At 69.9% G+C, this 25,353-nt stretch carries 28 protein-coding genes and 2 pseudogenes; 22 read left to right on the plus strand and 8 right to left on the minus strand.

The window, feature by feature from the left end:
- Positions 1-101: 101 nt before the first annotated feature.
- A complete protein-coding gene (locus RAC69_RS05540; RefSeq protein WP_375085808.1) occupies positions 102-752 on the plus strand; it encodes a histidine phosphatase family protein in 651 nt (216 codons plus the stop codon).
- Positions 753-801: 49 nt separating this feature from the next.
- On the plus strand, positions 802-1,773 hold the full coding sequence (locus RAC69_RS05545; protein ID WP_375085731.1) for a squalene cyclase: 972 nt from the start codon (positions 802-804) through the stop codon (positions 1,771-1,773).
- Here the strand turns inward: RAC69_RS05545 and RAC69_RS05550 are convergent.
- Complete coding sequence (locus RAC69_RS05550) at positions 1,770-2,384, minus strand: hypothetical protein (protein WP_375085733.1); 615 nt, start codon at positions 2,382-2,384, stop codon at positions 1,770-1,772. The two genes, RAC69_RS05545 and RAC69_RS05550, sit on opposite strands and share 4 nt — an antisense overlap.
- Positions 2,385-2,451: 67 nt before the next feature.
- Between RAC69_RS05550 and RAC69_RS05555 the strand changes: the two genes are divergently transcribed.
- Positions 2,452-3,042, plus strand: coding sequence for a TetR/AcrR family transcriptional regulator (locus tag RAC69_RS05555; RefSeq protein WP_375085734.1), 591 nt, complete (start codon positions 2,452-2,454; stop codon positions 3,040-3,042).
- Positions 3,043-3,071: 29 nt separating this feature from the next.
- Here the strand turns inward: RAC69_RS05555 and RAC69_RS05560 are convergent, their stop codons facing one another.
- Positions 3,072-3,599, minus strand: a complete 528-nt coding sequence (locus RAC69_RS05560; protein ID WP_375085736.1) for a hypothetical protein — start codon at positions 3,597-3,599, stop codon at positions 3,072-3,074.
- 21 nt (positions 3,600-3,620) lie between these two features.
- Positions 3,621-4,292: a hypothetical protein gene (locus RAC69_RS05565; RefSeq protein ID WP_375085738.1), complete on the minus strand. Its 672-nt coding sequence runs from the start codon at positions 4,290-4,292 to the stop codon at positions 3,621-3,623.
- Positions 4,293-4,390: 98 nt separating this feature from the next.
- Between RAC69_RS05565 and RAC69_RS05570 the strand changes: the two are divergent.
- Positions 4,391-4,684, plus strand: a pseudogene (locus RAC69_RS05570) (Fur family transcriptional regulator); the annotation flags it as partial.
- On the opposite strand, the pseudogene RAC69_RS05575 reads toward RAC69_RS05570, so the two are convergent.
- Positions 4,604-4,879: pseudogene (locus RAC69_RS05575) on the minus strand (hypothetical protein); the annotation flags it as partial. The pseudogenes RAC69_RS05570 and RAC69_RS05575 overlap by 81 nt on opposite strands.
- Here RAC69_RS05575 and RAC69_RS05580 point away from each other — a divergent pair.
- Together RAC69_RS05580 and RAC69_RS05585 are read left to right on the plus strand one after the other, a co-directional pair.
- Positions 4,878-6,347 (plus strand): catalase, encoded by a 1,470-nt coding sequence (locus RAC69_RS05580; RefSeq protein ID WP_375085740.1) that lies wholly within the window; start codon positions 4,878-4,880, stop codon positions 6,345-6,347. The pseudogene RAC69_RS05575 and the gene RAC69_RS05580 sit on opposite strands and share 2 nt — an antisense overlap.
- 121 nt (positions 6,348-6,468) lie before the next feature.
- Positions 6,469-7,278 (plus strand): alpha/beta fold hydrolase, encoded by an 810-nt coding sequence (locus RAC69_RS05585; RefSeq protein ID WP_375085742.1) that lies wholly within the window; start codon positions 6,469-6,471, stop codon positions 7,276-7,278.
- A gap of 52 nt (positions 7,279-7,330) precedes the next feature.
- Here RAC69_RS05585 and msrA read toward each other — a convergent pair whose 3' ends face one another.
- A complete protein-coding gene (gene msrA, locus RAC69_RS05590; RefSeq protein ID WP_375085744.1) occupies positions 7,331-7,873 on the minus strand; it encodes a peptide-methionine (S)-S-oxide reductase MsrA in 543 nt (180 codons plus the stop codon).
- Positions 7,870-8,367, minus strand: a complete 498-nt coding sequence (msrB, locus tag RAC69_RS05595) for a peptide-methionine (R)-S-oxide reductase MsrB (RefSeq protein WP_375085745.1) — start codon at positions 8,365-8,367, stop codon at positions 7,870-7,872. The genes msrA and msrB overlap by 4 nt, the downstream gene beginning before the upstream one ends.
- A 167-nt stretch (positions 8,368-8,534) precedes the next feature.
- Between msrB and RAC69_RS05600 the strand changes: the two genes are divergently transcribed.
- On the plus strand, positions 8,535-9,452 hold the full coding sequence (locus RAC69_RS05600) for a DUF808 domain-containing protein (RefSeq protein ID WP_375085746.1): 918 nt from the start codon (positions 8,535-8,537) through the stop codon (positions 9,450-9,452).
- A 45-nt stretch (positions 9,453-9,497) separates the two neighbouring features.
- Here the strand turns inward: RAC69_RS05600 and RAC69_RS05605 are convergent, their stop codons facing one another.
- Positions 9,498-10,250 carry an SDR family oxidoreductase gene (locus RAC69_RS05605; RefSeq protein WP_375085748.1) on the minus strand — a complete coding sequence of 251 codons (753 nt, stop codon included), beginning with the start codon at positions 10,248-10,250 and terminating at the stop codon, positions 9,498-9,500.
- Between the two features lie 144 nt (positions 10,251-10,394).
- Here RAC69_RS05605 and sigJ point away from each other — a divergent pair, with 144 nt between their 5' ends.
- The 13 genes from sigJ to RAC69_RS05670 all read left to right on the plus strand — a co-directional run bounded on the left by sigJ (position 10,395) and on the right by RAC69_RS05670 (position 23,387).
- Entirely contained in the window at positions 10,395-11,303 is a 909-nt protein-coding gene (sigJ, locus tag RAC69_RS05610) for an RNA polymerase sigma factor SigJ (RefSeq protein ID WP_375085749.1), read from the plus strand.
- Between the two features lie 100 nt (positions 11,304-11,403).
- Entirely contained in the window at positions 11,404-11,952 is a 549-nt protein-coding gene (locus RAC69_RS05615; protein WP_375085750.1) for a GNAT family N-acetyltransferase, read from the plus strand.
- Positions 11,949-12,677 (plus strand): nicotinamide riboside transporter PnuC, encoded by a 729-nt coding sequence (gene pnuC / locus RAC69_RS05620; RefSeq protein ID WP_375085751.1) that lies wholly within the window; start codon positions 11,949-11,951, stop codon positions 12,675-12,677. Before RAC69_RS05615 ends, pnuC begins: the two co-directional genes overlap by 4 nt.
- Before the next feature lie 184 nt (positions 12,678-12,861).
- On the plus strand, positions 12,862-14,241 hold the full coding sequence (locus RAC69_RS05625) for an LLM class flavin-dependent oxidoreductase (protein ID WP_341932952.1): 1,380 nt from the start codon (positions 12,862-12,864) through the stop codon (positions 14,239-14,241).
- A gap of 108 nt (positions 14,242-14,349) precedes the next feature.
- Positions 14,350-14,955, plus strand: coding sequence for an HD domain-containing protein (locus RAC69_RS05630; RefSeq protein WP_375085753.1), 606 nt, complete (start codon positions 14,350-14,352; stop codon positions 14,953-14,955).
- A gap of 288 nt (positions 14,956-15,243) precedes the next feature.
- Complete coding sequence (locus RAC69_RS05635; RefSeq protein ID WP_375085755.1) at positions 15,244-16,824, plus strand: ABC transporter substrate-binding protein; 1,581 nt, start codon at positions 15,244-15,246, stop codon at positions 16,822-16,824.
- A gap of 7 nt (positions 16,825-16,831) precedes the next feature.
- Complete coding sequence (locus tag RAC69_RS05640) at positions 16,832-17,785, plus strand: ABC transporter permease (RefSeq protein WP_375085756.1); 954 nt, start codon at positions 16,832-16,834, stop codon at positions 17,783-17,785.
- Positions 17,782-18,627 (plus strand): ABC transporter permease, encoded by an 846-nt coding sequence (locus tag RAC69_RS05645; RefSeq protein WP_341932948.1) that lies wholly within the window; start codon positions 17,782-17,784, stop codon positions 18,625-18,627. The genes RAC69_RS05640 and RAC69_RS05645 overlap by 4 nt, the downstream gene beginning before the upstream one ends.
- Positions 18,624-20,309 (plus strand): ABC transporter ATP-binding protein, encoded by a 1,686-nt coding sequence (locus RAC69_RS05650; protein ID WP_375085758.1) that lies wholly within the window; start codon positions 18,624-18,626, stop codon positions 20,307-20,309. Before RAC69_RS05645 ends, RAC69_RS05650 begins: the two co-directional genes overlap by 4 nt.
- A 3-nt stretch (positions 20,310-20,312) precedes the next feature.
- On the plus strand, positions 20,313-21,230 hold the full coding sequence (locus RAC69_RS05655; protein WP_341932946.1) for a LysR substrate-binding domain-containing protein: 918 nt from the start codon (positions 20,313-20,315) through the stop codon (positions 21,228-21,230).
- Positions 21,227-22,024, plus strand: coding sequence for a carbon-nitrogen hydrolase family protein (locus RAC69_RS05660; RefSeq protein WP_375085760.1), 798 nt, complete (start codon positions 21,227-21,229; stop codon positions 22,022-22,024). Before RAC69_RS05655 ends, RAC69_RS05660 begins: the two co-directional genes overlap by 4 nt.
- A gap of 32 nt (positions 22,025-22,056) precedes the next feature.
- Positions 22,057-22,818, plus strand: coding sequence for an HpcH/HpaI aldolase/citrate lyase family protein (locus tag RAC69_RS05665; RefSeq protein ID WP_375085762.1), 762 nt, complete (start codon positions 22,057-22,059; stop codon positions 22,816-22,818).
- Between the two features lie 119 nt (positions 22,819-22,937).
- Positions 22,938-23,387 carry a carboxymuconolactone decarboxylase family protein gene (locus RAC69_RS05670; RefSeq protein ID WP_375085764.1) on the plus strand — a complete coding sequence of 150 codons (450 nt, stop codon included), beginning with the start codon at positions 22,938-22,940 and terminating at the stop codon, positions 23,385-23,387.
- A gap of 31 nt (positions 23,388-23,418) precedes the next feature.
- Here RAC69_RS05670 and RAC69_RS05675 read toward each other — a convergent pair whose 3' ends face one another.
- Entirely contained in the window at positions 23,419-23,946 is a 528-nt protein-coding gene (locus RAC69_RS05675; RefSeq protein ID WP_375085765.1) for a hypothetical protein, read from the minus strand.
- 136 nt (positions 23,947-24,082) lie between these two features.
- Here RAC69_RS05675 and RAC69_RS05680 point away from each other — a divergent pair, with 136 nt between their 5' ends.
- Positions 24,083-25,117: an iron-containing redox enzyme family protein gene (locus RAC69_RS05680; protein ID WP_375085767.1), complete on the plus strand. Its 1,035-nt coding sequence runs from the start codon at positions 24,083-24,085 to the stop codon at positions 25,115-25,117.
- Positions 25,114-25,320, plus strand: a complete 207-nt coding sequence (locus RAC69_RS05685) for a CDGSH iron-sulfur domain-containing protein (RefSeq protein WP_375085768.1) — start codon at positions 25,114-25,116, stop codon at positions 25,318-25,320. Before RAC69_RS05680 ends, RAC69_RS05685 begins: the two co-directional genes overlap by 4 nt.
- Positions 25,321-25,353: the final 33 nt, after the last annotated feature.

A 25,353-nucleotide genomic window follows, 5' to 3' on the forward strand; every position in this document is an offset into this window, starting at 1 on the left:
CCGATCGGCGGAGGATCTGACCGGGATCTCGAGCGACCCGTGGGAAAGCGTGCAGGATCGGTGACAGCATCCGCCGATCGTGACAGCCTGGCGGTGTGCCGATGAACGATCCGCTGCCAGACCGCCCCGCACCCGACAACCCCGCAGGCAAGCTCGTGCTGCTGCGGCACGGCGAGACCGAGTGGTCCAAGGCGGGGCGGCACACCGGTCTCACCGACATCCCGCTGACGGCGCGGGGGGAGGACCTCGCCCGTGGTGCGGGCCGCCTCGTGGCCGACTACGACTTCTCGCTGGTGCTCACCTCTCCGCTCGAGCGCGCCCGGCGCACGGCCGAGCTCGCCGGGCTGCACGCCGAGGTCGATCCGCTGCTCGTCGAGTGGGACTACGGCGGGTACGAGGGCCGCACGACGAAGGACATCCGCGCCGAGCTCGGATACGACTGGAGCGCGTTCACGCACGGCGTCGTGCGCGGGGAGACGCCCGGCGAGACCGTCGAAGAGGTCGCCGCACGAGCATCGCGCGTGCTCACCCGCGTGCTGCCCGTGCTCGCCGAGGGCGACGTCGCACTCGTCGCGCACGGCCACTTCCTCCGCATCCTCACCGCCGTCTACCTGCGGTTGGCCCCGCGCTTCGGCGCGCAGATCTCGCTCAACGCGGGGTCGGTGTCGGTGCTGAGCTTCTATCGCGAGCAGCCGGCGATCCTCTCCTGGAACTACGGACTCGAACTGCCGCTCGCCCCCTCGGAGTCCTGACCCGGAAACCCCGTGCGCGATGTCGTAGCGCGGGAGTAGCCTGCCCGTCATGACGACGACGATGTCGACGGAGACGATGCAGTGGCTGCTCGGCGGAGACCCCGCCGTGCGCTGGCAGGTCGAACGCGACCTCCTGCACGCACCGGATGCCGCGTGGCAGGCGACCCGTGCACGGGTGGCGACCGAGGGATTCGGCGCAGCCCTGCTGGCGGCGCAGGATGCCGACGGGCGATGGGCGGGCGGTGCTCACTTTCCCGCCGGCTTCTTCGACACCGGTGGTCCGGCCGAGACGGATCAGCCGTGGATCGCGACGTCGTGGTCGCTGAACCAGTTGCGCGAGTGGGGCGCCGACGCGGCGGCGCTCGGCGACACCGCCGCCCGCCTCGACCGCAACTGCCGCTGGGAGTACGACGACATGCCCTTCTGGGGCGGCGAGGTCGACGTGTGCATCAACGCGTTCACGCTCGCGAACGGCGCGTGGCTCGGCGCAGACGTGTCGCGCCTGGTCGCGTGGTTCCCCGAACACCGGCTCGCCGACGGCGGCTGGAACTGCGAGACGGCGGAAGGCGACTCGGTGCGGTCGTCGTTCCACTCGACGCTCAACGCGCTGCGCGGGATGCTGTCGTACGAGCGCTTCACGGGCGACACCTCGCTGCGCGAGGCCCGCCACGCCGGCGAGGAGTACCTGCTGCGACGGAGGCTGCTATACCGCGAGTCCACGGGCGAACGGGTCGGCGCGTTCGTCGATCACTTCGTGTACCCGTCGCGGCATCAGTACAGCGCGCTGACCGCGCTCGACCACCTGCGCGAGGCGGCTCTCGTCGACGGCACCGCACCCGATGATCGGATCGCGGATGCCGTGGAGGTGGTGCGCGCGGCGCGGCAGCCGGACGGGACGTGGCTGCAGGGCGCTCCCCTGCGTGGGCGCACCTGGTTCGACGTCGATGCCCCCGAGGGCGCGCCCTCGCGCTGGCTGACCCTGATCGGCGCACGCGTGCTCGCCTGGACCGATCGCGGCTAGCGGTCGTCGGCGGCCGGTCGCTCGGCGACGGGGGCGGGCGCCTGCGCCTCCCCCGTCGACCCGCCGCCGACTCCCCATACGGGTCCGAACAGCAACCACAGCCCGACGACGACCCATGCGCGCCCGATCCACCACCACAGGGATTCGGCCGCATCGGCATCCGTCGCCACCACCATCAGCACCAGGTAGGCTCCCGAAGCGATCGCGGCGGCGACGACGACGCGACGCCATTCCTTCCAGAGCGCCGCCTGCCTGGCTGCGCGCCCCGCGGGCGCGACCGGGGCGGGGCCGCCCGCGAACCGGTGCGCGAAGCGGACGTCGGCCCAGCGCACGATGGCCGGGCCGAACGCCACCGAGAATCCGAGATAGATCCCGGCGAGTCCGTGCGTGAGGTCGAAGGGCGAGCCGTTCCACAGGTCGATCGCCGTGGCCACCACCAGCACGACGTCGAGCAGCGGGATGAGCAGGAGCACGAATCCGCCCAGACGCTTCCGCCCGGCCGGGTATCGCAGCAGCAGTCCCGCTCCGAGCAGCACCCAGAGGCCGATCTCGCACAGCACGATGACCGCGGCGATGGGATGGTCCCGCAGGAACGGCACGAGCGTCATCATGATCTTCCTTGGTAGCACGGTCAAGCTAACAAAGAGCAAGGTAGCACGGTCGGGCTAGATTGGGGACATGCCCCGCCTCATCGACCATCGCGAGCGCGAGAAGCAGATCGCCGCCGCGGTCTGGCGCATCGTGCTCGCAGACGGGGTCAGTGCCGTGTCGCTCCGCACCGTGGCGGCGGAGGCAGGCCTCGTGGTCGGCTCCGTCCGTCACATCTTCCCCACCAAGTCGGATCTGCTCGAGTTCGCCATGCGCCTCGTTCACGAGCGAGCCGCCGAGCGCATCACCCCGCATCTCGACGACGCCGACGCCGTGCTGTCGACCGTCGAGGTGATCGACGAGCTGCTGCCTCTCGACGACGAGCGGATCGTCGAGATCCGCGTGCATCTCGCCCTGACCGCCGAGGCGCCCCGCCACGCGCAGCTCGCCGCCCTCGCCGACGCCGCGCACGACGACATCGCGAGACTGTGCCGGAGGCTGCTGCGGCGCCTGGTGGATGCCGGCGCGCTCACCGGCGAGATCGCGATCGACGACGAGGCCCGCTACCTCCAGGCCGTGATCGACGGGGTCGCGCTGCACGGGTCACGAGGCGAGCTCAGCCCGACGCAGCAGACCTCGGTGCTGCGGACGCACCTGCGCCGTCTCGGACTCCCGGTCTGACGGCGGGCACACCTCAGGGCGACCTGCGCTCAGCCGACTCGTCGCAACGACACCGCGAAGATCGACGGCTCACCCTGCAGCTCCAGCTCGACCTTCAGGCCCGTGCTCGTCGTGGTCACGTCGAAGGCGATCGTCGCGTTCGTGCACTGGGTCGGCTGCGGCGAGGGCTCGGCATCCAGATCGCCTCCGGATGCCGAGATCGTGCCGTCGCCCCGGCACGCGATCTGCGCCTGGTAGATGCCGGGCTCGAGCGACTGGAACCGCGACATGTGGTGCGCGGACAGGGGCTCGCTGAGCCAGCCGGACAGCGAGCCGACGTACCCGTCGGTCTCCGACCCCGGGACGGCGGTCTCCGCCCAGTCGGGGATCTCGGCGACCGGAAGGGGGAGCTTCTCCGCCGCCGCGGGATCCGGTGTGGGTTCGGGTGCGGTGACCGAGGCGGACGGCGCCGGAGACGGGGACGCATCGCTGTCGGCATCCGACATCGGCGTGCAGCCGACCACCCCTGCCGTCACCGCGAGAACCAGCCCGACCGTCGCCATCCGTCTGCCGTCCATGCCCTCCACGCTACGGAGCCCTCAGGAGATCGCAACCCCTCGCGGTCTGAGCGACGGGGTGGTCGGGTCGGATCCGCGCGCCGCCGACGCAACGAGAAGCCCTGTCGCCGGGGCGAGGTTGACCATCAGTCCTGGCTGCAGCACGATCGCCACGATCAGCGCGACCGGCGCGGCGACTTCGAGGATCCGCGACGTCCATCCCGTCGTCGCCACGCTCCCCGCTGCGGCGATCGTCCCGACGATCGCCGCGATGGCCGCCGGCCCGACAGCCTGGTTCCAGTATCCGAGTCCGCTCATCGGCGCGTACTCATCGCCGACCAGGGTCGCTGAGCCGTATCGGGTCCAGGCGAGGATCCAGGCGACCGATGCCGCGGCGAGGATCACCAGGCACACTCTGGCGATGCGATCGGCGCGGACCAGCAGGGCGACGAGGCCGCCTGCCACGACCGCGACGAACCACATGAGTCCGAGCACCACGGCGACACCGAGGTAGCCGATGCCGTCGGCGCACGTCCATGTGTCGGCGCCCTCACCTCCCGGCGGACCCATGCTGCAGCTGAGGTGCAGCTGTTCGCGGACCATTCCGATGGTGGCCGCGCCGAAGAGGAACCCGGCGAGACCTCCGGCGAGCACCGCGGTCACGGCGAAGAGGACTCCGGTCCGCTCCGTGGCCCTGCGTCTCGATCCGCCCATGTACGAGGCACGTTAGCAGGGCCGCAACACCTCCAGCATCCTGGCATACGACCCGCCGTTCTTTTGAATCATTCAAAAGAACGTGTAGTGTCGGGGGCATGGAAACCACACTCGAGTCGGCGCTTCACGACGCCGGTCTGAGGGCGACCGCGGGCCGCGTCGCCGTTCTCGAGGCGATGGAATCCATGGCCCACACGGATGCGGAGCGCGTGTTCCGCGCAGTCTCCGAGGTGCTGCCGACGACGTCGATCCAGTCGGTGCACAACATCCTCGCGGACCTGACGACGGCGGGCCTGCTCCGCCGGATCGAACCGGCAGGATCCGCAGCGCTCTACGAACGGCGCATCGGCGACAACCACCACCACGTCGTCTGCACCCGCTGCGGTGCGATCGGCGACGTGGACTGCGTCGTCGGCGAAGCACCGTGCCTCACCCCGTCTTCGGCCGGGGGATTCACCGTCCAGACAGCCGAAGTCACCTTCTGGGGCCTCTGCCCCAGTTGCCAGAACGCCGCGTAGGCGTGTCCGCCGACGCCCCCGGAACCCCGGGTGCACTCGTCGCGCCCACGCGCAGAAGGAGAAGATCATGACCGACCCATCCACCACGCCCCTCCCCGCGACCACCACGCAGACGGGCACGCCGGTCGCCAGCGACGCGCACTCCCTCACCGTCGGCGCCGACGGCCCCACGGTTCTGCACGACCGCTACCTGGTCGAGAAGCTCGCGTCGTTCAACCGCGAGCGCGTGCCGGAGCGCAACCCGCACGCCAAGGGCGGCGGCGCGTTCGGCGAGTTCGTCGTCACCGAGGACGTGTCGGCCTACACCCGCGCCGCCGTGTTCCAGCCGGGAGCCACGAGCGAGACGCTGCTGCGCTTCTCGTCCGTCGCCGGTGAGCAGGGCTCGCCCGACACCTGGCGCGACGTGCGCGGCTTCTCGCTGCGCTTCTACACGACCGAGGGCAACCTCGACATCGTCGGCAACAACACCCCCACCTTCTTCATCCGCGACGCGATGAAGTTCCCCGACTTCATCCACTCGCAGAAGCGCCTGGGCGACTCCGGTCTGCGGGATGCCGACATGCAGTGGGACTTCTGGACCCTCTCCCCCGAGTCGGCCCACCAGGTCACCTACCTGATGGGCGACCGCGGTCTGCCGCGCAGCTGGCGCCACATGAACGGCTACGGCTCGCACACGTACCAGTGGGTCAACGCCGAGGGCGAGCGCTTCTGGGTGCAGTACCACTTCCTGTCCAACCAGGGCGTCGAGGCGATGGGCGCGGCCGAGGCCGAGCAGCTCGCCGGATCGGATGCCGACTTCTACCGTCGCGACCTGTTCGACGCGATCACCCGCGGCGAGCACCCCTCGTGGGACGTCTCCGTGCAGATCATGCCGTACGAGGAGGCCAAGGCCTACCGCTTCAACCCGTTCGACCTCACGAAGACCTGGTCGAAGAAGGACTACCCGCGCATCAAGGTCGGCACGTTCACGCTGAACCGCAACCCGCAGAACTTCTTCGCCGAGATCGAGCAGGCGGCGTTCTCGCCCGGCAACCAGGTGCCCGGCACCGGCATCTCGCCCGACAAGATGCTGATGGCCCGCGTCTTCGCTTACCCCGACGCTCAGCGTCACCGCGTCGGCACGAACTACAACCAGCTGCCCGTGAACCAGCCGCACGCGGCCGAGGTGCGCAACTACATGCACGAGGGCAACATGCAGTACCGGTTCAACCCGGCCGAGCACCGCGTGTACACGCCGAACTCGTACGGCCCTGCCGGCGGCCCCGCCGCCGACCCCCTGGCCGGTGTCGAGGCGAGCTGGGAGTCCGACGGCGAGCTGATCCGCTCGGCCGCGACCCTGCACCTCGATGACGACGACTTCGGTCAGGCCGGAACCCTGTACCGCACGGTCTTCGACGATGAGCAGCGCGCCCGCTTCCTCGAGACCCTCACGGGTCAGGGTCGCGGCCTCACGGTCGACGCGATCCGCGAGCGCTTCTTCGAGTACTGGACGAACGTCGACGCCGCTCTCGGCGAGGCCCTCCGCCGCGCCGTCTGACGCATCCCCGTCTCGCCGTAACCCACCGCGACCGTCGAGACCCACCCCCGCGCCGTGCGCGAGGGTGGGTCTGGACGGGACCGGTGGGTTTCGGCGTCTCAGGGCGAGCGGACGGGGGAGAATGGACGCCGTGGCCGTCCCCCTCTCCGATCTGAACAGCATGCCCACGCCGCAGCAGGTCTACGCGGCCGACGGCACCCGCCTCGCGACGTATACCTGGGGCGAGCTCGACGCCCCCGTCGTCGTGATCGTGCACGGGTTCGCGTCGAGCGCCCGCGACACCTGGGTGCTCACGGCCTGGGTGCGCCAGCTGACGCAGGCCGGCTACCGCGTGCTCGCGCTCGACCAGCGCGGCCACGGGCTCAGCGAGAAGCCGCATCAGGCGGATGCGTACGGCATCCGCACCCTCGCCACAGACGTCGAATCGGTGATGGACGCGTATCTCGTCGACGACGCGTCGTACGTCGGCTACTCCCTCGGCGCCCGCGTCGGCTGGGAGGTGGTGCGCGATCTGCCGCAGCGCATCGGGCGGGCCGTGCTGGGCGGCGTGCCCGACGGCATCCCTCTCGCGCGCCTCGATCTCGCGCAGGTGAGGGCCTACCTCGCAGACGGCACACCCGTGGCGGATCCGACCACCCAGAACTACATCGCGCTCACGGAACGCGTGCCGGGCAATGACCTGAGCGCTCTCGTCGCGCTGGCGGAGGGACTGCGGTCGTCGCGCACGATCGACCCCGATCCGTCGCACGCGCCGGAGGCGCCGATCCTGTTCGCGACGGGGTCGAAGGACGCCATCATCGAGGGGTCTCGTGCGCTCGCCGAGGCCGCGCCGCAGGGCCGGTTCTTCGAGATCCCCGACCGCAACCACTTCAACGCCCCGGGGTCGCGCGCCTTCAAGGAGGCCGCGCTCGCGTTCCTCGCGGAGCACTGAGAACGTAGAAGCCCCCGTCCGGAGACGGGGGCTTCTACGTGGGGGATGCCGGTCAGACCGCGGTGGTCTCGCGCTTCGGCAGCACCCATCCCGCGCGCGGGAAGTGACAGGTGTAGCCGTTGGGGTAGCGGATCAGGTAGTCCTGGTGCTCGGGCTCGGCCTCCCAGAACGGCCCCTCGGGCTCGATCGTGGTCACGGCCTTGCCCGGCCACAGGCCGGAGGCGTCGACGTCGGCGATGGTGTCGCGGGCGACGCGCTCCTGCTCGGGGCTGAGCGGGAAGATCGCCGACCGATAGCTCGAGCCGATGTCGTTGCCCTGACGGTTCAAGGTCGACGGGTCGTGGATCTGGAAGAAGAACGCGAGGATGTCGCGGTACGTCGTCTTCGAGGGGTCGAAGACGATCTCGACGGCCTCGGCGTGGCCGGGGTGGTTCCGGTAGGTGGCGTGGTCGTTCTGGCCGCCGGTGTACCCGACGCGGGTGTCGAGCACGCCGGGCTGACGGCGGATGAGGTCTTCCATGCCCCAGAAGCAGCCGCCGGCGAGGACGGCCGTCTCGGTTCCGGGGGTGCGGGTGATGGTTCCGGTGTCTGTCATGACTGCTCCTCGGAGGTGCGGGCGGTGATGTCGGTCTGGTCGGAGTCGGGTTCGGCGAAGAGGGGACGGTAGCGACCGTACCCCTCATCCTCCAGCCTGTCAGCCGGGATGAAGCGGAGGGCGGCGGAGTTCATGCAGTAGCGCAGTCCTCCGTCGGCGACGGGTCCGTCGTCGAAGACGTGCCCGAGGTGGCTGTCGGCGCCGGTGGAGCGGGCCTCGGTGCGGGTCATCCACAGCTTGCGGTCGGTGCGGGTGGTGACGGCATCCGCGTCGATCGGCTTGGTGAAGCTCGGCCACCCGGTGCCGCTGTCGTACTTGTCGGTGGACGAGAACAGCGGCTGGCCTGACACCACGTCGACGTAGATGCCGTCGTCGTGGTTGTTCCAGTACACGTTGCGGAAGGGCGGCTCGGTGCCGTCCTCCTGCGTCACCTCGTACTGCAGACGGGTGAGCTCGCTGAGGGCCTGAGGGGTCTTGCCGTAGTCGTTCGACATGGTCTGTCTCCTTTGTCCGACGCGGCTGGCTGCGGCGTCATAGAGGAGAACCGGCGACGGGCCCGATTTGGTCCCGCGGGGCTGTGAGCGGGCTGTGAGTTTCGACGGAGTCGATAGAGTTGCACGTCTGCACGCTTCTGCACACGGATCGCCAGGGGAGAACGCACATGTCGGTGGGATTGCTCGCGGTCGTCGATGACATCCTCAGCGCGGCGATGAAGGCGTCGGCCAAAGCGGCGGGCGTCGTGATCGATGACGCCGCTGTCACGCCGCAGTACGTGCAGGGCATCACACCCGCGCGGGAGCTGCCCGTGGTCGCGAAGATCGCGCTGGGCTCGCTGGCGAACAAGTTCGTGATCATCATTCCGATCGCGCTGCTGCTGACGGCTTTCGCGCCGTGGGTGCTGCCCTATCTGCTGATCCTGGGTGGTGCGTATCTGTGCTTCGAGGGCGCCGAGAAGGTGCTCGAGTGGTTCGGTGTGCATCACGGCCACGCTGACGAGGGCGCGCGCAACGAGAACAAGCTCGTGTGGGGTGCCGTGCGCACCGACCTGATCCTGTCGACCGAGATCATGCTCATCTCGCTCGCGAACCTCGAGGCGGGTCTGGACGTGTGGACGACGCTCGCCATCCTCGCGGTGATCGCGGTGCTGATGACGGGTGTCGTGTACGGCGCGGTGGCGCTGCTGGTGAAGATCGACGACATCGGCCTGAAGATGGCGAAGAGCCCGGAGCGACGGGTGCGCCACACGGGTACCCGCATCGTGCGATCGATGCCGGCGGTGTTCCGCTTCATCAGCATCCTCGGCACGGTCGCGATGCTGTGGGTCGGCGGGCATCTGCTCCTCGTGAACCTCGGCGAGGTCGGGGTGCACGTCGGCGCCGACATCCTGCATGCGATCGAGCACGCCCTGGAGCCGGCGGGCGGGGTCATCGTGTGGATCGGCGACACCCTGTTCTCGGCGATCGCCGGGCTCGCGGCCGGACTGATCATCGTCGGGGTGGTGCTGGGTGTCGGACGACTCTTCGGCAGGCGGCCGAGCTTCCACGAGGGCGAGGAATCCCCCGCCGACGTGCACGTCTGAGCCCTGAGCGCGACCGACCGTCGAGCTCTCCGGCGACAGTCGCAGTCAGTGGGAGTGGTCGGCGCTCCGCAGCCACTCGTCGAACGTCTGCGTGCCCCGGATCGCATCCGGTCCGCCGCGCAGGGAACCCGAGGCCAGCCCGCGTCCGTAGGCTCCCGGCAGCCGCACCTGCAGCACCCGCTGCCGCGAGCCGTCGAACGCCAGCTGCCGCCTTGCCGCATCCGCCAGAACCTCGTCACGGGGTCCGACGAGATCGCGGGCGCGCCCGACCGCACCTCCCTCGGCCGCCCGCACGAGGTGCGCCCCGACTTCGCGCGCCGCGACCGGGCGCATGAGCAGCCTCGGCATCAGCGCGACGGGTCCCCTCATCCCGGACAGCAGCTGCCCGGCGAACTCGTGGAACTGTCCGGCGCGGGCGATCGTGAACGGGACCGGCCCTGCGGCCACCGCGCGCTCCTGCGCGAGCTTGCCCGCGTAGTACGACGCGTCGATGTCGTCGATCCCGACGATCGACAGGGCGACGTGATGCCCGACCCCGACCCGGCGTTCGGCGTCGAGCAGGTTCGCCGTCGCCGACTCGAAGAACGCGGTCGCCGTCTTCGCCGACAGCGTGGTGCCGCTGTTCGAGGCGTCGATGACGGCATCCGCTCCGTGGAGGGCCTCGACGAGCCCCGCTCCCGTGAGCACGTCCACCCCGCGCGACCGCGCCAGCACGACCACATCGTGGCCGGCGTCGGTCGCGGCGCTCACCACGTGCCGACCGACGACTCCCGTTCCTCCTGCGACGGCGATCCTCATCTGCATCCTCCTGCTGTCGTGCCTCTCGGCGTGCGATCGCACGCCTCCATCTCGATGACGACGCAGCCCGGCGGAACGTGAGGCTCACATTCCGGGATGCCGCATCGTCATATCCTGCGAGAGCAGCCCGCGAGAGGAGCCGGTGTGGACGACGATCTGGACGAGGTGTTCCGCGAGCGTCGGCGCCTGCTCGCGCTGGGGTACCGCATGACGGGCACGTTGGCGGATGCCGAGGACGTCGTGCAGGAGACCTATCTGCGCTGGTACCGCCTCGACGATCAGGAGCGCGCCGCCGTCGCGAATCCGGCCGGCTGGCTCACCACCGTGGCGGGCCGCGTCGCCCTCGATCTGCTCGGCTCGGCCAGGCGGCGGCGCGAGCAGTACGTGGGTCCGTGGCTGCCCGAGCCGGTGCCGGCCGACCTGTTCCGCGGAACCGCACCGGCGAGGATCGCGTCCGCAGACGATCCGCTCGACCGCGTCACCCTCGACGACGACGTCTCGACCGCGCTGCTCGTCGTGCTCGAGTCGATGACTCCCGCCGAGCGCGTGGCGTTCGTGCTGCACGACGTGTTCGACGTGCCCTTCGACGACATCGCCCGGGCGGTGGGCCGCTCCCCCGCCGCCGTGCGCCAGCTCGCCTCCTCGGCGAGGCGGCACGTGCGCGAGAACCGCGCGAAGTCGGTGCCGCGCGCCGAGCACGACCGGGTGGTGCGCGCGTTCCAGGAGGCGACGCGCACCGGCGAGGTCGCGAGCCTGATGCGCTTCCTCGCGCCCGACGTGCAGCTGCACAGCGACGGCGGCGGCTTCGTGAGCGCGGCCCGCAACATCGTGTCCGGCGCCGACCGGGTGGCGCGCTTCCTGCTCGGCATCGCGGCGAAGCATCCCGAGCTGACTCTCGAGGAGCAGCAGCTCGCGGGCGGCGTCGGTTTCGTGTTCCGCAACGGTCCGGCCGTGCAGTCGGTCATGGACATGCAGGTGCAGGACGGCCGCATCACCCACCTGTGGATCGTGCTGAACCCCGAGAAGCTCACCCTCTGGGGCGGCGGGCGCTGAGCAGCCGGGCGCCCCGCGCGGGTCTGCGCGCGGGGCGCGGTCGCACCGGCATCCTGCTAGCGTCGTCCCTGCGCACCCGCACGCCCCCGCAGGAGACCCGATGAGCGACGCTCTGATCCGGGATGCCGAGACGGCCGACCTCGACGCCATCACCGACATCCACAACAACGCCGTCGTGCACACCACGGCGATCTGGAACGAAGACGCCGTCGACGTCTCCGACCGCGCCGCCTGGCTCGCCGCACGGCGGGAGCGCGGCTACCCCGTGATCGTCGCCGTCGACGAAACCGGGGTCGTCGGATACGCCTCGTTCGGCGACTGGCGCCCGCACAGCGGCTATCGCCACACGGTCGAGCATTCCGTGTACGTGCGTGACGACCAGCAGGGCCGTGGCATCGGCAAGGCCCTCATGATCGAGCTCATCGACCGCGCCCGCCGCCTCGGCGTGCACGTCATGGTCGCCGCGGTCGAGAGCGGAAACCTCGCGTCGATCGTGCTGCACAAGCGCCTCGACTTCCTGCAGATCGGACGGATGCCGCAGGTCGGCGCCAAGTTCGGGCGTTGGCTCGACCTGACGTTCCTGCAGCTGATCCTCGACGACCGCCCTTTCCCGCCCGAGCTCCCCGCGACCGACGGAGCCGCCGGGTGAACCCCCTGCTCTGGCTCGTCGACGCGTTCAACTCGCAGTGGGTGCTCCCCGGCGGGCAGGCGCTCCTCGTGCGCGAGGTCGTCGGCAACGCGTTCGGGCTCGCGAGCGCCCTGGGCGGAATGCGCCGCAAGGTCTGGGCGTGGCCGGTGGGCATCGTCGGCAATCTGCTGCTGCTGACCGTCTTCCTCGGCACCATCCTCAACCCGGACCACGAGCTGCCGCACCTGCTGGGTCAGGCCGGACGCCAGGTCATGTTCATCGTCGTCGCGATCTACGGATGGGTGCGCTGGAAGCAGGCGTCGAACGACGGCGGACGCGTCACCCCGCGGTGGGCGCCCACGAGCGCCCGCATCGGACTCGTGCTCGTGCTCGTCATCGGCACCGTCGCGCTCACCCCGCTGTTCCGCGCGCTCGGGTCGTACGAGCCCGTGTGGGCCGACGCGTGGACGTTCGTCGGATCGCTGCTCGCGACCTACGGCATGGCGAAGGGCTGGACGGAGTTCTGGCTCATCTGGATCGCCGTCGACGTCGTCGGCGTGCCCCTGCTCTTCGCATCGGGCTTCTACGCGACCGGGTTCATGTACGTGTTCTACGGCGTCTTCACGGCCGTCGGGTTCGTCGTCTGGTGCCGCGCGCAGGCGAACGCGAAACCGCAGGTCGACACGCTGATGCCGGATCCGCGTCCGCAGACCGCGCCGATCCGCACCGCCCGACACCGCCGCTGACCGCGGCCGCCGCTGCCGCTGCTGCCGCTGCCGCCGCCGCCCGCCGGCGCCCGATTCGAATCGCCCGAATTGCAGTTTTCACCCCCGCTCAGTCGCCAGTTGCGCGATTCGAAACACCGTCCGTGTGACGGCATGTGTCGGCGACACTGGCACGCGGCGGCGGGTGCGCGGTTGCCTTGACGGCATGACCCGTCAGATCCGCTTCAACGCCTTCGACATGAACTGCGTCGCCCACCAGTCGTCCGGGCTGTGGCGCCACCCCGACGACCGCTCGCGGCAGTACAACACCATCTCGTACTGGACCGACCTCGCGAAGCTGCTCGAGAGCGCGACCTTCGACGGCATCTTCATCGCCGACGTGCTCGGCACGTACGACGTGTACGGCGGCACGAACGAGGCGGCGATCCGCAACGGCGCGCAGGTTCCGGTGAACGACCCGATCCTGCTCGTGAGCGCCATGGCAGCCGTGACCGAGCACCTCGGCTTCGGCGTCACGGCCGGAACCGCGTTCGAGCATCCGTACCCGTTCGCCCGTCGCCTGAGCACGCTCGACCACCTCACGCAGGGTCGCGTCGGCTGGAACGTCGTGACCGGATATCTGCCCAGCGCCGCGCGCAACATGGGTCAGGAAGATCAGCTCGCGCACGACGACCGCTACGACCACGCCGACGAGTACGTCGAGGTGCTGTACAAGCTGTGGGAGGGGTCGTGGGAAGACGACGCGGTCGTCGAGGACCGCGAGCGCGGCATCTTCACCGACCCGTCGAAGGTGCACCCGATCGGCCACGAGGGGAAGCACTTCAGCGTGCCGGGCATCCACATCTCCGAGCCGTCGCCGCAGCGCACTCCGGTCATCTACCAGGCCGGCGCGAGCCCGCGCGGTGTGCGGTTCGCGGCCGAGAACGCCGAGGCGATCTTCGTCGCCGCCCCGTCGAAGGAGGTGCTGGCCGGCACCGTCAAGCGCATCCGCGATGCGCTGGAGGATGCCGGGCGCGACCGCTACGACGCCCGCATCTACACGCTGCTCACCGTCATCACCGGCGCCACGTCGGAGGAGGCGGCGGCGAAGCACGCCGAGTACCTGTCGTACGCGAGCCCCGAGGGCGCACTGACGTTCATGTCGGGCTGGATGGGCGTCGACCTGTCGCAGTACGAGGAGGACGAGCCGGTCGGCAACGTCGAGTCGAACGCCATCCAGTCGGTGCTGCAGCACCTCAAGGAGGAGGCGGACCTCGGCCGCGAGTGGACCGTCGGCGACTTCGGCCGCCACAACGCCATCGGCGGCCTCGGACCCACCATCGTCGGCTCGGGCGAGGAGATCGCCGACGAACTGCAGTCGTGGGTCGACGAGACCGACATCGACGGCTTCAATCTGGCGTACGCCGTGACGCCAGGCACCTGGCAGGACGTCATCGAACACGTCATCCCCGTGCTGCGGGCGCGCGGCGCCTATCCCGAGGAGTACACGCCCGGCACGCTGCGCCACAAGCTGCACGGCAAGGGCGACCGGGTGCAGGACACGCACCGCGCGGCACGGTACCGGGTGGGCGCGCGGGTCGGCTAAGCCTGTCGCTTCTGCGGCGAAGGGCAGAAATCCGCGGCATCCTGGCGCCTGCGCCCCTGGCGCGGACCGGTGCGGACGGAGAGACTGGCGACGACCCGAGAGGACGCCATGCGCATCGCCGACTTCCCCGTTCCCGACACCGCCGCCGCCCACGGCGCGCTCGTCCTGGCCCGCGAGTACCACTCGCCCTCGATCCTGAACCACGTCACGCGTTCGTGGCTGTGGGCCGAGGCGTTCGCGTCCGTCGAGGGATTCGGCGCCATCGATCACGAGCTGCTCTACGTCGCGGCGATGCTGCACGACATCGGCCTCGCCCCCGAGTTCGACAACCACACCCTCGCGTACGAGCATGCCGGCGGACACGTCGGCGTCGCGCTGACGGCGGGCGCGGGCTGGGATGCCGTGCGGCGCCGCCGCGTGCTCGACGTGATCGTGGAGCACAACTGGCCGAGCGTGGACCCTGGCCAGGATGCCGAGGGCTACCTGCTGGAGGTCGCGACGGGTCTCGACATCTCCGGCGCGCGACCAGACGCGCTGCCCGGTGACTACCTCCGCGAGGTGCTCGCCGCCCACCCCCGTCTCGACCTCGCGCAGGAGTTCGGCGCCTCCGTGGTCGACCAGGCCGAGCGCAAGCCGTCGTCCGCCGCGTGCCGCCTGGTCGACGGCGGCGTCGTGCGCAAGCTCCGCGACAACCCCCTCGAGACCCTCGCCTGACGTCGGCCGGCCCCGGAGCGAAAAGGACCCGCGCTCGGGTATCAGGAGGGGGATGCCGACTCCGCGGGAAAACCCCAGGTCGCGCGAACAGGTTAAGCAATCCGTTATGCCGCGCTGAGAAGTCGAACTTTCCACTTATCTGTGGCGTCGACATAATCGATCACGAAGGGTTCAGCCTTAGCCGAGACCCCCTCACCCCGACGAGCAACGGAGCCGTCGATGACGACGCTCCGTGTTTCGTGACACCTCGAGCGATGGCGCCTCGGCGCGCCATGGAAGGACTTCGTCATGCCTGCTTCACAGCATCTCCGCCGTCACGGGAGCACTCCTGCCCGCTGGATCGGCGCCGTCGCCTTCGGCGCGGCATCCGTCCTCGTCCTCGCCGGCTGCGGCGGCTCAGGCGACTCCGGCGACTCGGGGGGCGAGGGCGGAACGCAGACCCTGGTGTTCGGCCTCTCGGCCGAGCCGGCGACGCCCATCACCGGCATGCAGCAGGGCGGGGCCGTGAACCAGCTGCTCTCCATGGTGCACCGCGGGCTCATGACGTACGACGAGAGCGGCGCGGTCGTGCCGGGTGTCGCCGAGTCGGTCGACACGAGCGATCCCACGTCCTACGTGTTCACGCTGCGTCCCGACCTGACGTTCCACGACGACACCCCGCTCACGGCGGAGAACGTGAAGAACTCGCTCGACTACTACCGCGACCCCGCGAACGGCTCGCAGCTCGCCGCCGGCCTCAAGGACATCACCGACATCGTCGCCGACGGCGACACCGTCACCGTCACGCTCGCGCAGCCCAACACCGCGTTCCTGCAGTACCTGGCCCTGCCGTTCGCGGCGATCGTGCCCGACTCGTCGCTCAACGCCGACACCGCGAACTGGATCGGCGCCGGCCCCTTCGAGATGACGAACCTCGATCAGGGCATCGGCCTCACGGTCGAGAAGAACGAGGACTACTACGACGCCGACGAGGTGTCGCTCGACAGCATCGAGGTGAAGTTCTACCCCGACGGGGAGGCCCGCACCAACGCGCTGCTCAGCGGCGACGTCGACATGATCGAGTACGTGCCGTGGGAGAACTTCCAGCGGGTGTCGGATGCCGGGCTCACGGTCGACGCGCAGCAGGGGCCGTTCCAGTACGTGCAGTTCAACGTGACCGACGGCCCGTTCGCCGACCCGAAGGTGCGCCAGGCGGTCGCCTACGCGCTGAACCGCGAGAACGCGGTGACCGCAGCGTTCCAGAGCAACGGCGCGCCGCTCGACGGCATCGTGATCCCGGAGGACGACCCCGCGTACGACCCGAAGGCCGCCGAGCTGTGGAGCTACGATCCCGAGAAGGCGAAGGAGCTGCTCGCGGATGCCGGTTACCCGGACGGCTTCTCGGCGACGCTGCTCTCGACCTCGCAGTACACGTTCCTGCAGGACAACGCGCTGTCGGTCCAGGAGGACCTGCGCGCGGTGGGCATCGACGTCACGCTCGACGCCCCCGACTGGTCGACCCGCGTCAGCAAGGGCAACGCCGGAGAGTACGACCTCGCCGTCTCGGGTGACGCCGGCGTCATCACCGATCCGTCCTACCTGCTGAACTGGGTCGTCGACAGCCGCAACTTCAACGTCGGCTGGGGCTACTCGAACGAGACGCTGCGCGGCCTGATCGAAGACGGCCTCCGCGCCGCCGACGACGACGCCGCGAAGAAGGAGATCTACGCGCAGATCGCCGACATCTGGGCGGAGGACGTGCCCTTCGCCTCCATCAACACCCGCGAGCAGGCGTACGCCTACAACGACAAGGTGAAGGGCTTCGAGACGCTGCCCGGGTTCCTCGTCTTCTACAGCTCGCTCAACCTGGCGCACGCCTCCGTGGAGTGACCCCGCTGTGATCCTCTTCATCGCGAAGCGGCTGGCGATGGGGGTGGGACTGGTCCTGCTGGTCCTCACCCTCATCTTCTCCGCACTGCAACTCGTTCCGGGCGACCCCGCCGTGCTGCTCCTCAGCACGGGCGACGGCGGGGCGCCCAGCCCGGAGGCCGTCGCGGCCCTCCGCGAGCAGCTGGGCCTCAATCAGCCGCTCCTCACCCAGTACCTGTCGTTCCTCTCCGGCGTCTTCACCGGCGACCTGGGCGAGTCGTTCCGCACCTCTCAGCCCGTGCTCGAGGCCATCGGCGCCCGCCTCCCGCGCACCCTCCTCCTCGTCGCGTACGCCACGGTCCTGTCGATCGTGATCGGCGTCGCGATGGGAGCCCTCGCGGCCCGCCGCGGCGGATGGGTCGACACGCTGGTCACCGCGCTCAGCTCGATCGGCGTCGCCCTGCCCGTGTTCGTGTTCGGCGCCGTGCTCATCCTCGTCTTCTCGATCACCCTCGGCCTCTTCCCCGCGGGCGGCTACGTCGACCCGTCGAAGGACTTCCTCGGGGCGATCAAGAGCCTCACCCTTCCGGCGATCTCGCTGGCGGTCGGGTTCGCGGCCCAAATCGCCCGCATGACGAGGTCGGCGGTGCTCGAGGTGCAGACGCAGGACTGGGTGCGTACCGCGAAGTCGATCGGACTCGCGCCGGTGACGGTGTTCCGCCGGCACGTGCTGCGCAACTCCCTGACCCCGGTGGTCACGGTCGTCGGCATCGGCTTCGGCACCCTGCTCGGGTCGACCGTGCTCGTGGAGCGCGTCTTCAACTACCCGGGCCTGTCGAGCCTCCTCGTCGACGGCGTCACGACACGCGACTACCCGGTCGTGCAGGGCGTCGTGATCGTGATCGCGATGCTGTTCATCGCGATCAACATCGTCGTCGACATCACCTACGGAATCCTCGACCCCCGAGTGAGGCGAGCATGAAGATCAGCCCCCGCCTCCGTCAGGCGATCACCCCGCTGCGCAGCGTCATGGTGGTGTACCTCGTCGTCATCATCGTGCTCATGGCGTTCGCGCCGCTGCTCGCCCCGTATGACCCGATCGCCCAGAACGTCGCGATCCGCCTGCAGCCGATCTTCAGTCCAGGGCACCTGCTCGGCACCGACGAGCTGGGGCGCGACATCCTCTCGCGCATCATGTTCGGCGCACAGGTCGAGCTGTTCATCGCCCTCGGCGCCACGGTGCTCGCCGCGGTGCTCGGCACCCTGCTCGGCCTGCTCGGCGCCTACTTCAACGGCCTCACCGAAGTGGTCACGATGCGGCTCATCGTCGACGTCATCCTCGCGTTCCCGCCCATCGTCCTCGCACTGCTCGCCGTGACGCTCTACGGGCCGGGCCCGGTGACCCTCATCATCGCGATGGGTGTGCTGTTCGCCCCGATCTTCGCCCGCATCACCTACGGACAGGTGCTGTCGACGAAGCGCGAGGAGTACGTCGACGCGGCGCGCACGTTCGGAGCGCCGACGGTCGTCATCCTGTTCCGCACCGTTCTCGCGAACGTCTCGGCGCCCATCATCGTGCAGTTCTCCCTGACGATGGCTGCGGCGATCCTCATGGAGTCCGGACTCAGCTACCTCGGCCTCGGCGTCGTGCCGCCCACCCCGTCGTGGGGCTCGATGGTGGCGCAGGGTCAGCGGTACCTGACGACCGATCCGCACGTGCTGCTCGTGCCGGGCGCGGTCATCGTCCTGACGATCCTCGCGTTCGGCATCCTCGGCGACGCCCTCCGCGACCTCCTCGACCCGAAAGCGAAGAAGCGCTCATGAACGACCCGCTGCTGCAGGTCGACGGCCTGTCCGTCGAGTTCGCCACTCCCGACGGCTGGCGCCAGGTCACCCACGAGGTGTCGTTCAGCGTCGACCGTCGCAAGACGCTCGCCCTCGTGGGCGAGTCGGGCTCCGGCAAATCGGTCACGGCGATGTCGATCCTCGACCTCCTCCCTCCCAACGCGCGACGCACGGGACGCATCCTCTTCGACGGCACCGACCTCGTGCCGTTGCGCGACAAGGGGCTGAGGCCGCTGAGGGGATCCCGCATCGCGACGATCTTCCAGGAGCCGATGACGGCGCTGAACCCCGTCTACACGATCGGGCATCAGCTGATCGAGGCCCTCACCAGCCACCACGACCTCGACCACAGGGTGGCGCGTGAGCGCGCGGTGCAGCTGCTGCGCGACGTGCACATGCCGGCTCCGGAGGAGAAGGTCGACCACTATCCGCACCAGCTCTCGGGCGGCCAGCGCCAGCGCGCGATGATCGCGATGGCGATCTCGTCGGAGCCCGACCTGCTGATCGCCGACGAGCCGACCACGGCGCTCGATGTGACCGTGCAGGCCGAGATCCTCGACCTCATCGCCGAGATCCAGGAGCGCATGGGGATGGCGGTGCTCATCATCACGCACGATATGGGCGTGGTGGCCGACGTCGCCGACGAGGTGGTGGTCATGAAGGACGGCCGCGTCGTGGAGGGGGCGCCGTCCGCTCGGCTGTTCAAGAGCCCGCAGGAGCCGTACACGCAGGCACTGCTCGCCGCAGTGCCGCATCTCGGCAAGGCCGACGACTTCCTGGCCGCCGCGGGCAACAAGCTGCGCATCGACGGCGTGACCGCCACCACCCCGCTGCCCGAGACGGTGCTGCGGCTGGAGGATGCCGTGATCCGGTACCCCGGACGCTGGCGCCGCCCCGGGTTCCAGGCCATCAACGGCATCGACCTCGAGGTGCAGCGCGGCGAGATCGTCGGCCTGGTCGGCGAATCCGGATCGGGCAAGTCGACGATCGGCAAGGCCGCGATCGGCCTCCTTCCGGTGACCGAGGGCACCCTCGAGGTGCGCGGCGAGCGCATCACCGGGCGACCGGGGCGTGCGCTGCGCCAGCTGCGACGCCACGTCACGATGGTCTTCCAGGACCCGGCATCCTCTCTGAATCCCCGGCGCACGATCGGGCAGGCGATCTCCGACCCGCTGCTGTGGCAGGGGCTCGTGCGCGATCCCCGCGCGCGGAGGGTGCGGGCGAAGGAGCTCCTGGAGCGCGTGCAACTGAACCCGGACTGGTCCGATCGCTACCCGCACGAGCTGTCGGGCGGGCAGCGGCAGCGCATCGGCATCGCTCGCGCGATCGCGACCGACCCGGTGCTGATGATCGCCGACGAGCCGACCTCGGCGCTCGACGTGTCGGTGCAGGCGCAGGTGCTCGACCTGTTCCTGGCGCTGCAGCGCGAGCTCGGGTTCTCGTGCCTGTTCATCAGCCACGACCTGTCGGTGGTCGAGACCCTGTCGAACCGCGTGGTCGTGCTGCGGCACGGCGACGTCGTCGAAGAGGGACCGACCGAGGAGGTGCTGCACCACCCGCACGACGACTACACGAAGCGTCTCATCGCCGCCGCGCCCGTGCCCGACCCCGAGATCCAGCGGGTGCGGCGCGCGGAGCGCCTCGCGTCGAGGAGGGCCTAGCGCATGGAGACACGACGACTGGAGCTGTTCGTGACGCTGGTGGATGCCGGCGGCTTCAAGCAGGCGGCCGACAGCCTCTTCATCACGGCGCCGGCCCTCTCGCAGCAGATCTCCCGGCTGGAGAAGGACGTGGGGGTCGCCCTGATCGACCGCACCACGCGTCCGATCACGCCGACCGAGGCGGGCCGCGAGTTCTACTACCGATGCCGGCGGGTGCTGGAGGCCATGCAGCACATCACCCAGCTGCTCGACGACCAGCGCAGCCACGAGTTCGGGCGGGTGCGGGTCGGCATCGTGCCCGCGATGATGTTCAGCTCACCGGCTCGCGCCGTTCGGCAGTTCATCCGCGCGCATCCGACCGCGACGGTGCAGGTGCGCAGCATCCCGACCTCCCTGCTCGTCGACGAGCTGGAGCAGGGGTCGATCGACGTCGCCATCCTGCTCACCGAGCCCGACCTCAAGGACCTCTCGTCGACGGCGCTGTTCGCCGAGGAGTACCTCGTGGCCCTCCCCGACGACCACCCGCTCGCGGGGGTCGACGAGGTCGACTTCGCGATGCTGCGCAACGAACGCATCCTGCAGGGGCCGCGCACCGCCAACCCGACGGGCTACGACGCGGTGGTCACCGCGTGCATGCGCGCCGGATTCTCGCCGCGCTCGCTCGAGGTCATGGGCTCGTACCTCGACCAGGCAGCGATGGTGTCGGCCGGGATGGGCGTCTGCTTCATCCCGAAGTCGCTGTCGGACATCCCGCAGCACAACGTCGTCTACCGCACGCTCGTGAACCCCTCGGTGGGACTCACGACCTCGATCTCCTGGTTCGACCGCCGCCTCGACGCGGTCGGCCGGGCGTTCGTGCAGCACTGCATCACCGAGCTCTCCGTCCCGGAGAGCCTCACCACGGAAGAAGGTTCATCATGAAGTTCGCGATCGGCCAGATGGTCTCGGGCGACGACAAGGCCGCGAACCTCGCGGAGATCTCCCGGCTCACCGAGGAGGCGGCGGCTGCCGGAGCGCGCCTCGTCGTCTTCCCGGAGTTCGCGATGTTCGACGTCCCCACCCTCGACGAGGAGTTCGTGAAGCAGGGCGAGTCGCTCGACGGACCGTTCGTGACGGGACTCGCCGAGCTGTCGCGACGCACCGGGATCTCGATCGTCGCCGGCATGCTCGAATCCATCGACGGAGAGGCCCGCGGCTACAACACGCTCGTGCTCGTGACGCCCGACGAGGGCCTGTCGCGGGTCTATCACAAGCTCCACCTGTACGACGCGTTCGGGTTCCTGGAGTCCGACCACATCCGCCCCGGCGACATCACGGGCCCGGTGACGTTCACGGTCGACGACGTGACCGTCGGGATGCTGACGTGCTACGACCTGCGCTTCCCCGAGGTCGCGCGCGAGCACGCCGACGCCGGCGTCGACCTGCTGCTCTACCCCGCCGCCTGGATGCCCGGGGCCCGCAAGGAGGACCACTGGAACACCCTCGCCCGCGCCCGCGCGATCGAGAACACCCTCTACGTCGCCGCGGTGTCGCAGGGGCCGGGAGTGGGCACCGGCGGCAGCATCATCGTCGACCCCATGGGGATCACGCTCGGCGAGATCGGCGAGTCGACCGGCATCGCCGTCGCCGACGCCCGCCCCGAACGCATCGCCCAGGTGCGTAGCGTGAACCCCTCACTCGCCAACCGCCGCTTCACCGTCGTCGCGTCCGCCTGACGCCCGCACCCCGGAACACCGAAAGGAACATCATGACTCACACACTCAAGCAGGGGGCCTGGCTCTCGGACGGCAGCAGCGCGATCGGCGAGATCGTCGCCGGACTCGGCTACGACTTCGTGGTGCTCGACATCGAGCACGGATCGTTCGACCTCGCGACCCTCGAGCGCTTCATCCCGCTGCTCAAGGGGCTCGGCCTCGAGGTGCTCTCGAAGGTGCTGGTGCCCGAGCGCGGCGCGATCCAGCAGGCCCTCGACTTCGGCTCGGACGGCGTCATCATCCCGCACATCGAGGGACTGGAGCACGCCAAGCGCATCACCGACTTCGCGAAGTTCCCTCCGCTCGGATCACGGAGCCTCGCGGGTGGTCGCACCATGGGCTACCGCGGCTACTCCGACGAGTGGATCGCCGCCCAGGACCGCGACATCAAGGTCTTCCCCATGGTGGAGGATCCACGGGCCCTGCGCGACGTCGAGGGCATCGCCGCCCTGCCCACGGTCGACGGTATCTTCATCGGCCCCGGCGACCTCGCGGCCATGAGCGGTCGCGGCGCGTACCGGCAGACCGAGGCCGACTTCGACGACTTCCGCCGCGTGATCGCCGCCGCGCGCGCGAACGGCAAGCCGTGGGTGCTCCCCGCCTGGACCACGATCGAGAAGGAGTTCGCGATCGCCGAGAACGCCGACTACGTGCTGCTGACCATGCAGCACGCCGCGATCTCGGAGGGCTACGGCAACGCGCGCAGTCTCATGGACGGGCTCATCGCCGACGCATCCGTCTCCGTCGCCTCCTGATCGGCCGCCCCCGGAGCCCCGCTCCGGGGGCGTTCTCCGATCCCGCCCTCACACCCCGACTCCCTGCGTCGTCATATCGGTGGAGGCGCATCCGGCGCCCCCAGAACCAAGGAGACGACGTGTCGCACGTGAACATCGGCAAGATCTACTCGGCCCCCTATCGGGCGATGCTCGAGTTCAACGACCAGGCGGTCGCCGCGGGAGTGGATGCCGGGCTCTCGCCGCTGCTCGTCGAACTCGTGAAGGTGCGCGCCTCGCAGCTCAACGGCTGCGCGTTCTGTCTGCGGATGCACAGCGCCGATGCCGTGAAGGCCGGGGAGACCGCCGACCGGCTCGCAGTCGTCGCCGGGTGGTGGGAGTCGCAGTACTTCAGCCCCGAGGAGCAGGCAGCGCTGCAGATCGCCGAGCGGGTGACGATGATCGGCGACCACGGCCGCCTCCCCGACCGGGGCGTCGACGTCGACGGCGTGCTCAGCGAGAAGCAGATCGCCGCCGTGACGTGGCTCGCCGTGGTCCTCAACAGCTGGAACCGCATTGCGATCAGCAGCCACTACCCCGTGCATCCCTGATCCACGACCGCGAGATCACTGGGGGCGCAGGTCACTGGGCGGGCAGGCAGCCGCCGTCCATGATGTAGCCGCCCACGTCGACCGTGACCACGTCGGCGCGGAGCTCGCCGAACACGCAGCCGCCAGCGGGGGCCGCGGCGCCGAACGCCACGGCACGCTCATCGCCCATCACCTGCGGGTCGACGAGGCCGGCGTCGTCGAGAGCCTGCTCGACGGCGTCGACCGAGATGCTGCCGGAAGCCTGCAGCGATTCGAGGCTGCGCTGCAGATCGGCTGCGGGCTGTGCGGCGGCCGCCCGGGCGTCCTCGTCGAGATCCATCCGCTCTCGGTGCCGATCGTTCTGCGCCATCGCATGGTCGGGGTCGTACGGCGCGCACTCGGGCGGCAGCGTCTGCCCCTCCACCAGCGGGCACGCCACTGTCGGCGTCGGGGTGGGACTCTGAGTGGGCGGTGCGGCTCCCGGCCCCGTCGCGGTGGCGCATCCGCCCAGCAGCAGCATCGTCGCGAGAACGAGCGGCACGCCTGCCCGTCTCGCCGCATCCCCCCGGATACCGGTCATGCCGCCATGCAACCACATCGCCCCCGCCCCGTCGAGCATCGCGTGCTTCCGCACGGCACCACCCCGCGTCAAGACCCTTTGTCGCCCTCGCGCAGAGGCGCACACTGCGATCATCCGACCGATGGGAGCATCACCGATGACTGCGCTCGCACACTCCACCCTCGACACCGTCACGGCGAGGGGTCCGATCAGCGAGGCCGTGCTCGGCCGTCTCCGCGGTCATGCCGACACCGGACCGGCGGATGCCGCGGGCGCAGCGCTCCCGACGGTCACCGACGTCGTCCGAGACGACGACGTGCAGCTGTCGCTGTTCCTGCTGTACGCGTCGTCGTACGGCTCCCTGCCCGGTCTCGACCCCGACCTGGAGTGGGACGCAGAGCTGATCGCCGCCCGCCGGATCCTCGAGGAGGCGTTCGAGGCGGCCCTCCGTGCGCAGGTGCCGCAGCCGGAGTCGCCCGAGCCGACGGTGGATGCCGTGGGCCGCGCCCTGTTCGCGCTCGCTGCGGCCGACACCGGCCCGAGCCTGTCGCGGTACATGGCGAAGAAGGCGACCCGCGACAACGCCGCGGAGATGTTCATCCAGCGGTCGATCTACACGCTGCGCGAGGCCGACCCGCACTCCTGGGCGATCCCGCGGCTGCACGGTCGGGCGAAGGCGGCGCTCGTGGAGATCCAGACCGACGAGTACGGCGGCGGCCGACCAGACCGCGTGCACGCCACGATCTTCGCGCGGGCGATGCGCGGCATGGGCCTCGACGACACCTACGGCACCTACGTCGACGATGTGCCCGCGATCACGTTCGCCTCGCACAACCTCATGTCGATGTTCGGACTGAACCGGCGGCTGGTCGGTGCGATCGTCGGACACCTCGCCGCCTACGAGATGACCTCGTCGATCCCGTGCCGTCTTTACGCAGACGGGCTGCGCCGGCTCGGCTACCCCGACGACGTCACCGACTACTTCGACGAGCACGTCGAGGCGGATGCCGTGCACGAGCAGATCGCGGGGCGCGACCTCGCCGGCGCCCTCGCCGAAGACCACCCGGAGCTGCTCGACGACATCATGTTCGGCGCCTCGGCATGCCTGACGGTCGACGGATGGATGGGCGGGCACATCCTCGACGCCTGGCAGCGGGGCGAGTCGTCGCTGCGCACGGGGGCACGGGCATGAGCAGAGCGGCCGACGACGTCACGATCACGGCGTACCCCGACGGACCCCTGCTGGTCAGAGGAGCCGCAGCTCTGCAGACCGTCGACGGCGAGACCATCGAAGTCACGCGTCCGACCGTCGCTCTGTGCCGGTGCGGGCTGTCGACGATCAAGCCGTTCTGCGACGGCACGCACAAGGCATCCGGGTTCCGCACCGACGTCTGACGGCCGACGTGCGCGTCGCGGGCGATCGGCCGT

Source organism: Microbacterium sp. LS_15, from assembly GCF_041954735.1.
Lineage (GTDB): Bacteria > Actinomycetota > Actinomycetes > Actinomycetales > Microbacteriaceae > Microbacterium.

Coding starts and splice junctions, on each gene's coding strand:
- RAC69_RS05540 (WP_375085808.1), top strand. CDS start 102: ATGAACGATCCGCTGCCAGACCGCCCCGCACCCGACAACCCCGCAGGC.
- RAC69_RS05545 (WP_375085731.1), top strand. CDS start 802: ATGACGACGACGATGTCGACGGAGACGATGCAGTGGCTGCTCGGCGGA.
- RAC69_RS05550 (WP_375085733.1), bottom strand. CDS start 2,384: ATGATGACGCTCGTGCCGTTCCTGCGGGACCATCCCATCGCCGCGGTC.
- RAC69_RS05555 (WP_375085734.1), top strand. CDS start 2,452: ATGCCCCGCCTCATCGACCATCGCGAGCGCGAGAAGCAGATCGCCGCC.
- RAC69_RS05560 (WP_375085736.1), bottom strand. CDS start 3,599: ATGGACGGCAGACGGATGGCGACGGTCGGGCTGGTTCTCGCGGTGACG.
- RAC69_RS05565 (WP_375085738.1), bottom strand. CDS start 4,292: ATGGGCGGATCGAGACGCAGGGCCACGGAGCGGACCGGAGTCCTCTTC.
- RAC69_RS05580 (WP_375085740.1), top strand. CDS start 4,878: ATGACCGACCCATCCACCACGCCCCTCCCCGCGACCACCACGCAGACG.
- RAC69_RS05585 (WP_375085742.1), top strand. CDS start 6,469: ATGGACGCCGTGGCCGTCCCCCTCTCCGATCTGAACAGCATGCCCACG.
- msrA (WP_375085744.1), bottom strand. CDS start 7,873: ATGACAGACACCGGAACCATCACCCGCACCCCCGGAACCGAGACGGCC.
- msrB (WP_375085745.1), bottom strand. CDS start 8,367: ATGTCGAACGACTACGGCAAGACCCCTCAGGCCCTCAGCGAGCTCACC.
- RAC69_RS05600 (WP_375085746.1), top strand. CDS start 8,535: ATGTCGGTGGGATTGCTCGCGGTCGTCGATGACATCCTCAGCGCGGCG.
- RAC69_RS05605 (WP_375085748.1), bottom strand. CDS start 10,250: ATGAGGATCGCCGTCGCAGGAGGAACGGGAGTCGTCGGTCGGCACGTG.
- RAC69_RS05615 (WP_375085750.1), top strand. CDS start 11,404: ATGAGCGACGCTCTGATCCGGGATGCCGAGACGGCCGACCTCGACGCC.
- RAC69_RS05625 (WP_341932952.1), top strand. CDS start 12,862: ATGACCCGTCAGATCCGCTTCAACGCCTTCGACATGAACTGCGTCGCC.
- RAC69_RS05630 (WP_375085753.1), top strand. CDS start 14,350: ATGCGCATCGCCGACTTCCCCGTTCCCGACACCGCCGCCGCCCACGGC.
- RAC69_RS05635 (WP_375085755.1), top strand. CDS start 15,244: ATGCCTGCTTCACAGCATCTCCGCCGTCACGGGAGCACTCCTGCCCGC.
- RAC69_RS05645 (WP_341932948.1), top strand. CDS start 17,782: ATGAAGATCAGCCCCCGCCTCCGTCAGGCGATCACCCCGCTGCGCAGC.
- RAC69_RS05650 (WP_375085758.1), top strand. CDS start 18,624: ATGAACGACCCGCTGCTGCAGGTCGACGGCCTGTCCGTCGAGTTCGCC.
- RAC69_RS05655 (WP_341932946.1), top strand. CDS start 20,313: ATGGAGACACGACGACTGGAGCTGTTCGTGACGCTGGTGGATGCCGGC.
- RAC69_RS05660 (WP_375085760.1), top strand. CDS start 21,227: ATGAAGTTCGCGATCGGCCAGATGGTCTCGGGCGACGACAAGGCCGCG.
- RAC69_RS05665 (WP_375085762.1), top strand. CDS start 22,057: ATGACTCACACACTCAAGCAGGGGGCCTGGCTCTCGGACGGCAGCAGC.
- RAC69_RS05675 (WP_375085765.1), bottom strand. CDS start 23,946: ATGACCGGTATCCGGGGGGATGCGGCGAGACGGGCAGGCGTGCCGCTC.
- RAC69_RS05680 (WP_375085767.1), top strand. CDS start 24,083: ATGACTGCGCTCGCACACTCCACCCTCGACACCGTCACGGCGAGGGGT.
- RAC69_RS05685 (WP_375085768.1), top strand. CDS start 25,114: ATGAGCAGAGCGGCCGACGACGTCACGATCACGGCGTACCCCGACGGA.